Origin of the sequence: Pseudidiomarina aestuarii (assembly GCF_048263735.1) — a bacterium.
Lineage (GTDB): Bacteria > Pseudomonadota > Gammaproteobacteria > Enterobacterales > Alteromonadaceae > Pseudidiomarina > Pseudidiomarina aestuarii_B.
The window spans coordinates 193,948-208,183 of record NZ_JBLXDX010000004.1; the positions used below are offsets into that span (position 1 = coordinate 193,948).

Annotated in this window: 13 protein-coding genes; 7 read left to right on the top strand and 6 right to left on the bottom strand. The window is 49.3% G+C overall.

From position 1 onward, the window contains the following. Positions 1-3 precede the first annotated feature (3 nt). Complete coding sequence (locus ACN0S4_RS10535; protein ID WP_417657635.1) at positions 4-1,008, bottom strand: GGDEF domain-containing protein; 1,005 nt, start codon at positions 1,006-1,008, stop codon at positions 4-6. A gap of 188 nt (positions 1,009-1,196) precedes the next feature. On the opposite strand from ACN0S4_RS10535, the gene ACN0S4_RS10540 reads away from it, so the two are divergent. Continuing rightward, positions 1,197-2,717, top strand: a complete 1,521-nt coding sequence (locus ACN0S4_RS10540) for a DUF3300 domain-containing protein (RefSeq protein ID WP_417657636.1) — start codon at positions 1,197-1,199, stop codon at positions 2,715-2,717. An 81-nt stretch (positions 2,718-2,798) separates the two neighbouring features. On the opposite strand, the gene ACN0S4_RS10545 is transcribed toward ACN0S4_RS10540, so the two are convergent. After that, on the bottom strand, positions 2,799-5,693 hold the full coding sequence (locus ACN0S4_RS10545; RefSeq protein WP_417657637.1) for an insulinase family protein: 2,895 nt from the start codon (positions 5,691-5,693) through the stop codon (positions 2,799-2,801). A gap of 196 nt (positions 5,694-5,889) precedes the next feature. Between ACN0S4_RS10545 and ACN0S4_RS10550 the strand changes: the two genes are divergently transcribed. From ACN0S4_RS10550 to ACN0S4_RS10560, 3 genes are all read left to right on the top strand, one after another. Beyond that, complete coding sequence (locus ACN0S4_RS10550) at positions 5,890-6,390, top strand: MarR family winged helix-turn-helix transcriptional regulator (protein WP_417657638.1); 501 nt, start codon at positions 5,890-5,892, stop codon at positions 6,388-6,390. 83 nt (positions 6,391-6,473) lie between these two features. Further along, positions 6,474-6,890, top strand: a complete 417-nt coding sequence (locus ACN0S4_RS10555; protein WP_417657639.1) for a hypothetical protein — start codon at positions 6,474-6,476, stop codon at positions 6,888-6,890. A 2-nt stretch (positions 6,891-6,892) separates the two neighbouring features. Beyond that, positions 6,893-7,132, top strand: a complete 240-nt coding sequence (locus tag ACN0S4_RS10560) for a helix-turn-helix transcriptional regulator (RefSeq protein WP_417657640.1) — start codon at positions 6,893-6,895, stop codon at positions 7,130-7,132. Here ACN0S4_RS10560 and ACN0S4_RS10565 read toward each other — a convergent pair. Next, entirely contained in the window at positions 7,090-7,527 is a 438-nt protein-coding gene (locus ACN0S4_RS10565; protein WP_417657641.1) for a VOC family protein, read from the bottom strand. The genes ACN0S4_RS10560 and ACN0S4_RS10565 overlap by 43 nt on opposite strands. Before the next feature lie 81 nt (positions 7,528-7,608). Next, positions 7,609-8,295 (bottom strand): GOLPH3/VPS74 family protein, encoded by a 687-nt coding sequence (locus ACN0S4_RS10570; RefSeq protein WP_417657642.1) that lies wholly within the window; start codon positions 8,293-8,295, stop codon positions 7,609-7,611. Positions 8,296-8,410: 115 nt separating this feature from the next. Here ACN0S4_RS10570 and ACN0S4_RS10575 point away from each other — a divergent pair, with 115 nt between their 5' ends. Together ACN0S4_RS10575 and ACN0S4_RS10580 are read left to right on the top strand one after the other, a co-directional pair. Beyond that, complete coding sequence (locus ACN0S4_RS10575) at positions 8,411-8,950, top strand: GNAT family N-acetyltransferase (RefSeq protein ID WP_417657643.1); 540 nt, start codon at positions 8,411-8,413, stop codon at positions 8,948-8,950. Continuing rightward, positions 8,938-9,618 (top strand): DNA-3-methyladenine glycosylase I, encoded by a 681-nt coding sequence (locus tag ACN0S4_RS10580; RefSeq protein ID WP_417657644.1) that lies wholly within the window; start codon positions 8,938-8,940, stop codon positions 9,616-9,618. Before ACN0S4_RS10575 ends, ACN0S4_RS10580 begins: the two co-directional genes overlap by 13 nt. A gap of 3 nt (positions 9,619-9,621) precedes the next feature. Here ACN0S4_RS10580 and gorA read toward each other — a convergent pair whose 3' ends face one another. After that, positions 9,622-10,977: a glutathione-disulfide reductase gene (gene gorA / locus ACN0S4_RS10585; protein ID WP_417657645.1), complete on the bottom strand. Its 1,356-nt coding sequence runs from the start codon at positions 10,975-10,977 to the stop codon at positions 9,622-9,624. Positions 10,978-11,087: 110 nt separating this feature from the next. Here gorA and ACN0S4_RS10590 point away from each other — a divergent pair, with 110 nt between their 5' ends. Then, positions 11,088-11,789, top strand: a complete 702-nt coding sequence (locus ACN0S4_RS10590) for a M48 family metallopeptidase (protein WP_417657646.1) — start codon at positions 11,088-11,090, stop codon at positions 11,787-11,789. Positions 11,790-11,884: 95 nt separating this feature from the next. Here the strand turns inward: ACN0S4_RS10590 and ACN0S4_RS10595 are convergent, their stop codons facing one another. Continuing rightward, the gene (locus ACN0S4_RS10595) at positions 11,885-14,164 is read right to left on the bottom strand and encodes a S9 family peptidase (protein WP_417657647.1); all 2,280 of its coding nucleotides are present in this window, start codon (positions 14,162-14,164) and stop codon (positions 11,885-11,887) included. Between the last annotated feature and the right edge of the window lie 72 nt (positions 14,165-14,236).

A 14,236-nucleotide genomic window follows, 5' to 3' on the forward strand; every position in this document is an offset into this window, starting at 1 on the left:
GCCTTAAAAGTTCACAATAGTGCGATTACGGCCCTGATGTTTGGCCTCGTAAAGTGCCTGATCAGCAGCAGCGACTGCTTGTTCAGGCGCTTGATTGGGTTGCAAACTAGCGACACCAAAGCTCATTGTCGTGCGCTCGTTTGGAAACAGCTTCAACTCGGCTATCTGCTCGCGCAACTGTTCACAAATAGCGAATGCCTCGGTGGTCGAGGTGTTCGGTAGAATCAACATAAACTCCTCACCGCCCCAACGTCCAACAAAATCAGCTTCACGCACCTGTAGGCGCAGCAGCTGAGCAATCTGCTGTAGCACACGGTCACCTTGTAAATGCCCAAAGCGATCGTTAATGGTTTTAAAGTGATCAATGTCAGCTAGCACAATAGCGGCTTCATCAAAGTTATCGTTGTCTGAACGAGTAAATTGCGACAGCGTCGCGTCCAGACTCAAGCGATTGGCGAGGCCGGTCAATCTATCCGTATTCGACAACCGCTCCAGTTCATCATAGGCATCGGCACGAGACTTCTCGTAGTGTCGGAACAGAAACCAGTGGGCGGTGAAAACTTCGATAATATTCAACAAACTACCCAAGCCCATGGTCAGAGGCTGCGCTCGAGGAAGTTGATAGGCCATGAAGCCAATGGTGTAGCCAAACACAATGGCGGTATACCAGGCGCCGACTTTGCGGCCGAGTAAAAAGAAGACAATCGGGGGAATTACAGTCACCCACAGTACCGAGTAACTATTCCCGGTTACCAAGTGCATGAACATCATGACATTAAAGGTAATGGCTAAACACACGAGCCAAGAGGAGCGTCGTAATTGTCGATGGCGTTGGTGATAAACACCGATGAGCGCTGCTGCGACCAGGCTGATGTAGTTGAAAGCGGCGAGTTCATAGGCAGCAAAAACAACCACATTGAGTGTGCCAATAACGAACGAAAATACGCCAATAATCCAAAGGACACTCATGACCAAAGTGTATTGATGTCGATATGCTGTGCTGGCCATGTTGTTACTCCAATGTTTCCCGATAACTTGTTATATGTCATTCGCTTAGAATTGGGAAGCCAACATTAAAATATTTAGTTACATAACCTTTACAATTAAAAGTGAGGAAATTGTGACCTTTTTCGCAGATCGAGCATCTATACTCATAACGACAGCTGTTTTGTTGTCTGCCGATTGGAGGCATGATTATGCGACATCATACAAGTTTAAAACTGAGTGTCATTGCGTTGAGCTTGATGGCAGTGACCGGTTGCACATCTACGTATGCAGCCCGTAGCGAAGTAGTTCGCTCCGAAACCACTCAAGTCGTGCGTGATGCGGCTTATTACGAAAACGCTACGGTCGATGAACTGTTGGCGCCGATTGCATTGTATCCAGATGCGTTACTTTCTCACATTCTGATTGCAGCGACCTATCCGTTGGAAGTGGTGCAAGCAGAGCGCTGGACGCAAGACTATGAGCACCTAGATGCGGACGCAGCGTTAACGGCAGTGGAATCGCAGCCGTGGGATCCCAGTGTGAAGGCACTGGTTGCTACTCCGGACGTGTTGAAGCGAATGAGTGAAGATCTGGCGTGGACACAGGCGCTAGGCGAAGCTTTCTTAGCCGAAGAAGAGGCCGTGCTGGCCAGCATTCAGAGCCTGCGTCAGCAAGCGTATACAGCAGGTAATCTCGCTAGCGATGAACACATTAACGTGCAGCGCGAAGAGAAGACGATTGTGATTGAGACGGTTCGCCGTGAGGTGGTCTATGTGCCTTACTACGATAGCCGCTATGTCTATGGTGACTGGTGGTGGCGTAATCGCTCACCTGTTTACTGGCACTATCCTTCGCTTCATGTGAGCGTGGGTTCTGGCATTTATTGGGGCATTAACTATCACGTTCCCAGTGCTTTCTATTTTAGTTCTTTCTATTGGCCTCAGCGTTATGTTGTGGTGCATCACCATCATTACCACAAGCCGAAGCAGCGTTATCCAGAGCGTCGGCAAATCGTACGGGATGGACGTCGCTGGCAACATGAACCCGAGCACCGTCGTGGGGTGAAGTTTAAGCGTCGCGACCTGCAGTGGGACGGACCAAAACGTCACGTTGTCGAACGTCGTGACCCAGCGGAGAATCGCACTGTAGAGCGCCGCAAGTTATCGACTACGCCTACTGTGACCGAGAATCCGGGTAAACGGTTGTCAACGCGCGATACTCGCGTAGCGGATGATCGCTTGCGTCAAGACGTGTTTGATATCACCGAACAACCGGTTCGGACACAACGTCCAGCAGTACGCACACCGGAAGATGTCAGAACGCGTTTGGCACAGAAGCCGACTATTACTGAACAGCCCACGCGTGCGCGGCCACAGGTGAGTACTCCTTTGCCGAAGCAGCAACCGCTGTTTAAGCAGACACCGCAACCTCGTATTGCAGAGCCTGCAGTGCAGCCGCGCGTTCGCAATAGTCAGCCTGTATTGAGACAACAACCAACGCGTCCACCTGTAGTGTCGCAACCACGGGTATCGCAACCGCGGGTTTCACAGCCTAGCTACTCGCGTCCAGCGGTTTCACAACCACGGGTGTCGCAGCCTAGCTACTCGCGTCCAGCGGTTTCACAGCCGGCAGTTTCGCAGCCACGTGTTTCACAACCAAGTGTTCAGCCTGTGCAACCCGTGTCACGGCCTGCAGTGCGCTCGTCCCGGCCGCAGCAAGATATCGAATAGTGTGAAATCGATAGTGTGAATCGATAGGCAACAAAAAACCCGGCGCAGTTTTCACTGGCCGGGTTTTTTCATGGGTAACGATTACTGCTTTGCCATATCCGCATGGAACTTGGCGAGAGACTCGACAACCTGCTGGTTGGGTAATTCAGCAAATGGCTGCTCGAGGAACTTAGTACCACGCATCTGAACCGAGATACGAGCTGCGTCCGGATTCAACATGGTTTGTTGATAGAAGCCTTTAATATCATCTAACGTCACGGCTTCAACCGCTGCAATAAGCTGCTGCTTGCTATCAAAGTCAAAACGCTCGCGATACCAATCATTGATCAACGGAGACACTTCTTCAGACATGTTCTTTGGTGGCTCTTTCAGTGAAACCAAAGCACTGGCTTTCAACTGTTCGAACTCTTCTTGAGTGAGCTCATTTAAACGCTCCTCATACTCACCTTTGAACGCATCGAAGCGAGCTTGCATGGTCGCAACGTCATTGACCGGGGTTTGAATGTACATAGCAAAACCAGTGTACTCATCAATAGCTGTTGCGGTACCACCGACAGCATAGGCGAGTTGCTCTTCTGTACGTAACTTATCGAACGCGATGTTGCTGAAGTGCGCTGATAACACATTACCTGCCGCTTGCGTTGCAAAACCTGGCTCTGGATGTACATGGACGTCAATCATACCAACGTCAGCGACATCAATATTTTCTTGCCAGACAATGCGCTGTTTCTCAGCTGGCGCGATAAAACGAGCACGGTCGTAGTCAGTCGACTGACGTTCGGCTGGCAGCGCAGCGTCAACAACAGTCACGACGTTCTCAAGGTCAGAGAGGGCGTAGTTACCAAATGCAAATACACGAATGTGATTGTTGCTCAACTGATCATTGGCGAAGGCGGTCAGGTCAGCAGGTTTCAGTGACTCTGCTGTTGCAATCAACTGCTCGGTGTTGAAGTTGCCTTCACGAATGAGTTTGTTGTATGCACCAAAGGCCTGATAGAACGGGAATTGTTTGCCTTGGTTACGTAAGCCGCGAACAAAGCGGTCGACGGCATTGGCAAAACTCTGCTCGTCAGCCTCGACAACAAGGTTGGCGATAGCTTCCTGCAGTAACACCGGTTGTTTGTCGGTGAAGCCAGACACACGTAAGGTCACACCACTACCGGTATTAAAGTTAAATTGCATACCTGCAACTGACGCTTCAGTACGCAATGCGCTCTGCTCTAGGTTGAACAGGTCACGCCAGAGGTCCAGCAATACTGCTGCTTTCACGTCTTCTTGAGCGCGACCATTGTTCATCGCAATTTCAATAATACCGCGTGGTTGGTCAGCGAATAGTTGGCTCGGATAGTGCCATACTGTCATGCCTTCAGACTCCAGCACGATTTCTGGTTTGGCTTGTTCTTTCGCTTCAACCAAAGCAAAGTTTTCTGGCATCAAGCGGTTCACAGTTGGCAGATTAAACGCTAGCTGACCTTCTTGACCCCAACTTGCCATTTCTTCGGCGCTGATATCGACAACTTGATATTTACCGTCATAGAAATGCAGCTCACTGTCACTCGGCTCTTGTTTGCTCACATACCAAACGCGAAGACGCTCAGGAGTGAGTTGGTCTAATACAGCGTTGATAGCTTGCGCATCAAAGGCTTCATAAACATACGGAGCGGCAATGGCATAATTGGCAGGAACATTCTGCATAGATTCAGCCAAATTCGACACGTAGCTGAATTGATTCCCTTTTTCTAAGAACTGAAAACGGTTATTGAGGCTGGTTTTGATTTCCGCAAAGTACTTCTCATCGACACCTTCGGCACGAATTTTTTCGATGTATTGCATAATGGAAGCAATCATCATTTCGCGCTGTTGCATACCAGCATCGGTGAGCTCCAGCATGATGTTTAAGGTGCCGTAGTTACCGTAATCGGTTGGTGACGCATAAGCATTCAGGCTAGAAATCAGTCCCATCGCTTTCAGCGTATGGGCTGGTGTACCTTCCATCTCTGAACCAATCAAATAGGTGATGAACTCGTTCGGCTTCACGCGGAACTGGTCACTATTGTCCTCAATAATAAATTCGAGGCGCACCTGTTTGACGTCCTCGTTCGGTACGTAGTGAATGCGCTTACCCGCAACTTGCTCGAAATCCAGAGCTGTGGTCACGGTTGGATCTTCGATGTCCTTGTTTTCAATAGCGCTAAAGTGCTTTTTCGCTAAAGCTTCAAGTTCATCCAATGAACGGTTACTGATCATGGCCGCTTTCATAATATTGGCGGAGTAATAGCGATTATAAAAATCGACCGTCTCAGTATGCAGGTTACTATTTTCTTTATCGCCTAGTGACTCGAGGTTACCAATTAAGAAGCGATTCGCTGGGTGATCACCGAGCAAACCACGAGCCAAATTGTATTGACCGAAAAAGTCCATTTCACGGCGCATTGACCATTCAGCATTGACCGCATTCTTTTCTTTCTCAGTGTATTCAGGATAAAGCTTCGGCGCTTTGAAGAAGTCTGAGAAACGATCCAAGGCTTCGTCATAGGCATTGTTGTTCAGGCTGAACATGTAATTGGTGATATCAAGCCAAGTGTAGGCATTCTGGCTACCACCGTTGGCTGTCATAAACTCACCGTACTCATTCGAGTCAGGGTACTTCTCAGTTCCTAAGAACAACATGTGTTCTAAGTAGTGAGCCATACCTTGTTGCGTCATTGGGTCATGGAGGAGACCAACACTCACGCTCAGTGAAGCAGCTGATTTTTCCGTTGATGGATCAGAAATCAACATCACTTCTAAGCCGTTATCGAGCATTAAAGTGCGATATGCGCGATCATCATTTGGGCTTTTCAGTACTTGGGTCGCCGCTTGTTGCTGAGCCGTTTGCTCGGTTGCGGCACTGGTTTGTTCATTGCTAGGGCGGCTATCACAACCGGTCAGCAACAGTGCAGTGGCAACTGCACTCAGTAGGAAGAAGTTTTTCATGGTTTGTTGCTCTTATACTTTGAGGTTCAGAAATTTGAATTGCTGAAATTAATCCCTCGTATCATAGTTGGTATTGCGCGTAACATCTTTAGACACGACGAATTACTTTGTAACAAAGTATCAACTATTGTAAATCCATTAAAAATATGGATTTATATAAAGATAATAAATCTTCTTGTAAAGATATGAGGGCGGCATGGCAGAAGCAAAGACTAGTTCACGTATGGCAGTGAGTGTGATGCTCGAACAATGGCGTCAGCAACGCCCTGAGTTACCGATTCTCGAGGCGGGCTTAGTAGGCGTATTACTACGAGTGGGCAAACGGCTTGAGCAGATTGGTCTCGAGTCTCTCAAACCTTATGAGCTTGGCTGGTCTGAGCATGATCTTCTAGCAGCATTGCGCCGCCGCGGTTCCCCTTATTCTGCAACACCTGGCGAATTATTGGACGAGTTGTTTATTACTTCTGGAGCGCTGACAGCTTGTACCAATCGTTTGATAGCCCGAGGTTTGGTGTTTCGCGCTAAGAGTAAGAAGGACAGCCGCTCGCGTATTATTGCACTGACTACGGATGGCTTTCATTTCATCGATAAAGTCACCACTGAGCGGTTTCGCTTATGCGAAGAGCTGATGTCGGTTTATTCCGCGGATGACAAAAGCAAGCTGTTCGACCTAGCCGAGCAATTCTTAAAATCTTAGTTTTTCATGTTAAAAATATTTGACATGGCTAAAAAGAGAATCTAACCTAACGATGTTAAACAAATTTAACATTGAGGTGAGTCATGAGTTTCTCCGAAAAATCGGCGTGGGTAATGTTTCTGGTTCTGGCGGTTATTGGTGGCGGTTTTATTATTGATGTGGTTCAAGTGTCGTTGGCGATAGATGCAATCGCACCACCCATGATGGTCATCAAGTTTGTGGTGAGCATGATTTTTGTCAGCATTGTCGCGCAAATTGTATTGGCGATAACATCATCTCGCGATGCGAATCGCCCCAAAGACGAGAGAGAACGCTCTATTGCACTGTGGTCCTCAGCTAAAGCGGGTTTTGTATTTGCCTTTGGCGTGATCACGAGTTTGGGACATTTTCTGTATTACGGTGACGGCAATCTATTGTTCTATATGGTGTTAGCATCTCTGATTATTAGCCAGCTACTTGAGTATGTATTGCAAATCATCGCGTTCCGTCGGGGTATTTAAAGGTGGCTACATTACCAATCACGAATTGCGTGCGTGAACTGCGTCAAGAACATGATGACATGACGCAGGCCGATTTGGGTGATGCAGTAGGGGTGACTCGGCAAACTATTGCAGCTATTGAGCAACGGCGTTACTCGCCGTCGCTCGAAGTTGCGTTCCGAATTGCGCGAGTGTTCAACCAGCCTCTAGAGGTTGTATTTCAGTTTGAATCAGACGAGGGAGCGGCCGGCTCCCACAACTGAATTGGATTTCCCTCTGGGTCAGCCAGCCGAGCGAAGCGACCATTGGGATAGACTTCGCTCTCTACCTCGACTTCAATGTCAGCTGCTCGCAATTGAGCGACCATCGCATCAAGATCGCGCACTCGGAAATTAATCATCCACTGCTGATCGTCGGCACCAAAGTATTTGGTTTTTTGATTAAACACACCATAGACAGTGGGTCCGGCAGTTTGCTGCCAGGGCTCTTCTTCGTATGTAGTTGGCGTTTGTTTAATACCTAAATGTTCTTCATACCAAGCAGCCAGCTGCGCCGGATTCTCAGACTTGAAAAAGAATCCACCAATACCGTCGACTTTCTCTTTGGCCATGATAGCTGAACTCGTCAGCAGTAAAGCAATGATCAAATATATTCGCACTGGGACTCCTGTAAATAGTGAATCGTGAACAGAGAATCGAAAAACGGTGTGTTCTGTTCACCGTTCACTATTAACTATTCACTAGGTTGTAGTTACCGTAATCGCCGGCATGATGGCCGCCATCATTACCGCCACCTGAATACCTTCAATCACTTCTTTCGTTATCTTACCTATACCTTCGCCATTTGCGATAGCGTCGATTTTTTCTTTATTGGCTTTTAACTCGGCTTTGCTAAACACCTGAGGCAGCAAATGTGCTGCTCGAGCCAGTGACAACGTCACCACAATGCGCGGATCAATCTCCAATGGTTTATCGAGTACTAACCGGCGTAACTCATGACGTAGCCGTTGCTCTGGTTCAGGATTGATTTCTGGATAGATACGGCGAGTGAAGAGCCATAGTATCTGTTCTTCCTCAGCTTTGAGAATATTGTCTGCAGCCAAAGTTTTGGCGACCTTATGATTCAAATCTTTGATACCGGCTAGTTTCGATACCCAGTCGCGCAGCGTGGCTTGACGCTTGGCGTTGTGGATCTTATCCAAAGCCTCATCCAAAATAACATCACCGGTAGGAGAAGAGTCGATAACTTCAACTTTGGCCTTTTTCGGTTTTTCTTCTGTTGGATCCACCTGAATTTTTTCCAACATCAGTAGCTCGGTGAGGAGTGCTGAGGCGACAGCATAGCCCACATAGCTTGCATTCATGGTGCCTTTCTCTTCGCACAATGCCAGTAAAATCAGCGCTTGATAGATTTTTAATTCACCCATGAATTGTCCTCGTATCTTGTTACATTTAACCTCAGGATTACCCGCTGGTCAGCATTGGTCAAGAAAGGTAATGTAACGGAATCTAACGACCCCATTAAATAATGAGAGATAGCACGTGAATATTGAACCTTCTGAGCGGTTGAGTTATGCCTTTATGGGCGCTGAGGATGCCGGTTTTATGCTGGATTTAGATAGTGATCCGCAAGTGATGCAGTTCATCAACGGTGGAAAATGCTCAACCCCAGAAGACATTGAGCAGGTGATTCTGCCGCGTTTGTATTCCTATCGAAATAGCGCGCGTGGCTGGGGGATGTGGCGACTCATTGAAACCAGCAGTGGTGATTCAATTGGCATGGTGTTGGCGCGCCCGATGCATTTTTTCAGTGACCATCCTGATGAAACGGATATTGAGCTGGGTTGGCGCTTGCGTCGCAGTGCATGGGGCAAAGGTTACGCTACCGAGGCTGCAAAACACTTGATGCAAGCGTTACAGCAGCATGATCCAGCTATTCGCGCCTTCACCGCCATTGCCTTTGAGGCGAATGTGGGTTCAACCAATGTCATGCAAAAGCTGGGGATGCAATTTGTGAAGAAGGCGGTGCATCCTGATCCATTAGGCGACCATGAGGTGGTGTTTTACCAATGTCAGCGATAAAGTTTTCCTACTTTTATGAGCGGGCACTGGCTCGCAAGGGAAGCGAGGCAGCTCTCCGGGAACGTTTGCCAAAACCTGCATCCCGCGAACAGTTGTTGCAGTTAGATGACCGCCAAGTACTGGCAGAAATGACGCGCTGTATCTTTCGTGCGGGCTTTGCGTGGCGTGTCATTGAAAATAAATGGCTAGGTTTTGATGCGGCATTCGCAGGCTTTTTTCCACCCTATTGGCAACAAGTCCCGCCGGAGCGTTTAGATGAGTTAGCCCGCGACGAGCGAATTGTGCGCAATCCGCAGAAGATTGCGACCGTACCAGTGAATGCACGAATGATTGTGGAGGTCGCAGAAAAGTATGGCTCGTTTGGAGCTTTTCTGGCGGACTGGCCGGCAGATGATCAAGCCGGTTTGCAAATGTACTTAAAGAAGTATGGTTCGCGTCTCGGCGGCACCGCTGCGCAGCATGTCCTGCGCCGTCTCGGCTGGGATGGGTATATTTACACCCCAGATACACTGACAGCTTTGCGTAATCACAAGCTGCTCGATGCGAGCGAGTTCAGTAAGCGTGGTATGCAGCAAATTCAAACCGCATTTAATGAGTGGCAGACCGAGACCGGCCTGCCGTATTGTCAGCTATCGCGCATCCTGTCCATGACTTTGGATGCGCGGTAACGGCTACCGGAGCGTCACAAACTCCTCGGCTGAAGTTGGGTGCAATGCAATAGTGGCATCAAAGTCTGCTTTGGTTGCGCCCATTTTCATAGCCACCGCAAAGCCTTGTAAAATTTCGTCCATACCTTCGCCGATACCATGCAAACCAATGACGCGTTCGTCAGGACCACAGCAAATCAGCTTAAAGGTACTGAGCGCGCGATGCGGTGTAATCGCGTTATACATGGCTGCGAATTGTGAGCGATACACTTTGATTTCCTGATCATCATGACAGGCACGCGCTTGGTCTTCGGTCATGCCAATAGTCCCAATAGGTGGGTGACTGAAAACAATCGTAGGGATCAGCGAAAAATCCATTTTGGCGTCGGCCATATCTTTATTAAATAAGCGCTCTGCGAGCAAACGCCCGGCTTTAATAGCAACTGGCGTCAGCTGTGCAGCACCGGTGATATCACCGACTGCATAGATGCCTTTGACGTTGGTGTTCTGATATTCATCAACCGGGATCAGACCATTCTCACCAACTTCCACACCCGCTGCCTCGAGGTTGATTTCATCGGTCGCCGGGACGCGGCCAATAGCCCAAATCAGGCAATCCACGTCAGTCAACTGTTGCCCATCTTTACAGGTGATGGTGAGCAGGCCTGCTGAGCTTTTCTCAACTTTTTCGACGTCGCAATGGGTATGCAGTTGATGCCCATCTTGATCCATACGTTGCAACAAAGCATCGGTAATGTCGTTGTCGAATTGGCGTAATGGACGGTCGTGACGCACCAATAAATGCGTATCGGTGCCTAGAGCATGTAACACACCGGCAATTTCGACGGCAATATAGCCCGCGCCAACCACTACCGCTTTCTTCGGTTGTTCTTGCAGGGCAAAAAAGCCATCGGAGTCGATACCTAACTCCGCTCCCGGAACATCAGGAATGAGCGGTCGGCCGCCCGTGGCTATGGTGATGTGATCAGCCGTGATCTGTTCGCCATTGACTTCTACTGTGTTGGCGTCGACAAACCGAGCGAACCCTTCAATGTAGTCCACACCATTACTGGAAAATCCGCGTTGATAGCCGCCATGAATACGTTCAATATAAGCCTCACGGTGTTTGACTAAGGTCGCCCAATCAAACCCGTCCTGGGTGAGATGAAAACCATAGGCTTCCGCATATTTCAGCGCTTCCGCAATATGCGCGCCATACCACATCACCTTTTTCGGGACACAACCCACATTGACACAAGTACCGCCAACCGCTTTCGCCTCAATCACAGCTGCTTTCGCACCGCGAATGGCTGCCCGGTTTGCAGATGCGATACCGCCGCTGCCCGCGCCAATGGCAAGATAGTCGAAATGACGTGTCATGTAGTGTACTCCTGTAATCACTGAATCCGATTGTGGTAAAGTCGGCAATGATCGCCCATTTCGCGACAGCGTGCAACGCAACCTGAGTGAACACTGAGTACAAAGAGTCGATGACACTAATCTATCAAATCAATCGCAGTCGCAAGCGCCGTTCTGTTTCCATTAAAGTGAAGCAGGGCGAAGTGCGAGTGGATGCTCCGTGGTATGTCACCGACAGTCGTATTCATGCTGTGGTGGAGCAGAAGCGTGAATGGATTGAGAAGCATCTCACCCGTCAGCAACAACAACTTCAAGCGCTGACTCCGAGACGTTGGCAAGCAGGAGAAGAAATTCGCTGGCTGGGTGAGCCTCTGCTGTTAACGGTTCAAAAGGGTAGTAAGGGGCAGTGCGAACGCCACGAGCAGCAGTTAGTCGTGACCGTTCCTCAGCGAGTAACGCAACAGAGTGCGTACATTGAGAAGCAAGTGAAAGCTTGGTTCAAACAACAAGCTTTGCAATGGTTAGATGCATTTTTTGCGCAGTGGAGCCATGCCAAGTTGCAGCCCAAAAGCTGGGCATTGGCTGACTTCTCTAGCAAATGGGGACATTGTTCGGTAAAGGGCGAACTCAAATTCACTTGGAAACTGTGGTTAGCTCCTGAATCCATTGTGCGCTCAGTTGTATTGCATGAACTCGCACATCTGCGCGAGTTCAATCACAGCAAAGCCTTCTGGCAACAGGTCGCGGCTATCGATCCGGACTATCAGGAGTCTGAGCGGTGGCTCAAACAGCACGGCAGCACAACGCTAGCGCCCAACTACCTCAGCTATTAGTGAATAGTGAATAGTGAATAGTGAACAGTGAACACCAATACGCTAGATGGCTGGTGCTGGGGCTTTACTGTTCACCGTTCACTTTTCACCTTTATCTATAAGTTTTGCTGTAAGAAATCCACCATCATGGTGCGCAGATGATACGTCGTGCCTTCGCCTTCGCGTATACCATGCGTTCGATTCGGATAGGCGAAGAACTCAAACTGTTTCCCATGTTTGACTAGCTCGTTGACCAGTCGCTCGCTGCCCTGAAAATGGACATTGTCATCGGCGGTACCATGCACTAGCAACAAATCACCTTGCAGGTTTTCAGCGTGAGTAATCGCTGAAGTCTCGCGGTAACTGTCAGCATCTTCAGGCAGTAAGCCTGAGTAGCGTTCTTGGTAAATCGTGTCGTACAACGTCAAATCAGGTACTGGTGCTAACGCCATGCCGACATGGAATGATTCCGGATAGCGGAATAAGGCATTCAGCGTTTGTGAGCCGCCGCCACTGTGGCCCCAAATGCCTACGCGGTCTGCGTCGATAAATGACCAGCGCTCGAGCATTTCTTGTAACGCATCGTTTTGGTCACGCACCGTTACCACACCCAGCTGCTTATAAATCGAACGGCGCCACTCATAGCCACGCGGTGAACGAGTACCACGGTTATCAATGGAAGCCACTAAATAACCTTGCTGTGTGAGGTACTGATGGAACATAAAGCGTTCGCCACCCCAACTGTTGCTGACTGTTTGGCCCCAAGGTTCGCCGTACACATAAAACAGAATCGGATATTGCTTCGCTGGATCGAAGTCTGCCGGCTTCATTAAGAAACCATCGAGCGCAAGACCATCTTGTGCAGTCACTTGGAAAAATTCGAATTGTGCTTGGTCTAGTGCTTCAAAATTGGCCTGTACATTAGCGTTGTCTTTGATAACTCGAATCGAGCGATGATCAGGCAACGTGATCATATCGACCACAGGTACTTGCGAAACCGCCGAGTAGGTATGTACTGCGTAGGCGGCATCAGCAGAGAGCTGGTAACTATGTGTGCCAGGTTGATTCGGCGTTAGGCGTTCGAGTTTGCCACTGCCATCGAGGCTGGCACGGAACAAGTAACGCTCTAACGGCGTGTCCGGTGACGCAATAAAATAGACCCAACCTTGGTCTTCATTGATTTGCAAGACGTCAATAACATCCCAGTTCCCGCGAGTAATGGCGGTAACACGACCGGTATCAGGTTGTACTCGATACAGATGCCGCCAACCGCTGCGCTCACTCAGCCACGTAAAGGCTGCGCCCGAATTGATGAATTTCGGATCATCAACGTAGTCAGCCCAACTCTCCGTCGTTTCACGAATGACTTCACGCACGCTGCCATTATCCGCATCGGCAATGAACGCAACGTTCACCGCTTGCGAGCGTGTTAATTGCTGAATCAGTAATTGGTCACTATTGCCAGCCCATTGCATCCGCACCAAGTAATGCTGACGCGGGTTGCCCGGCACTTTCATCCAAGTGGTCGCACCGCCATTGGCAGGAATCACGCCAATACGCATGGCGGCATTGGTCTCGCCAACTTTGGGGTACGGGAACTGTTTGAGCGTAGGATACAAGGTATCGGTATTGTTGATCATGGTGAACAGCGGCGTGCCTTCAGTATCCAACTGCCAGTAGGCAATCGACTGACCATCTGGAGACCAGCGGAAACCATCACGTAAAAAGAATTCTTCTTCATTCACCCAATCAAAAGTGCCGTTGACTATGGTGTCGTTGCCATCTTTGGTGATTTGGGTAATGCGAGATGTCGCTAAATCTTCAACGTAGATATTGTTCTTCATGACATAGGCGACGCGCTTTCCTTGTGGATCAAACTTCGCGAACTGCAATGTCGACGCATCGGCACTACCGCCCAGCTTCTGTAGGCGTTTGCTGGCACGATCGAAGACCCAATAATCACCCAATGTGTGGGTCCGCCAAGACCGCTTGGTGTTGGTGAAAATAAGGAGTTTCTGACCATCGTCTGACCATGAGTAATCAGCGATTGCTAACGGTGCTTCAGCTGCCGTCGGACGCAGTTGGTCTGCAGTGATCAAAACAGTGCGCTGTTGCGTTTCAGGATGATACCGAACGAGGTCGTCGCCAGCTCCAGACTCGGCAGGTTCCAGTGTGGTATAGCCGCTACCGTCAGCGAGCCAGCGCGTAGGTGGAACGCCACCCGCACTAAAATCACTGGTTTGGTAGAGTCGCTCGAGCGTGAGTGCTGGTTCACTGTCTGCGGTTTTCACCGGAGCAGGATCGGAAGCCTGTGGCAAAGCGCTACAACCAGCAAGCAGAAATAGTGTGGCCGCACTCGATACGATGAGTTTGGTGTAAGATAGTGGCGTCGACATAGATCCGTTTCCTTGAACTGGAGTTGATATCTGGGGTAAAAGCCCTCAGATCCATCTGCATTAGCACAAAAT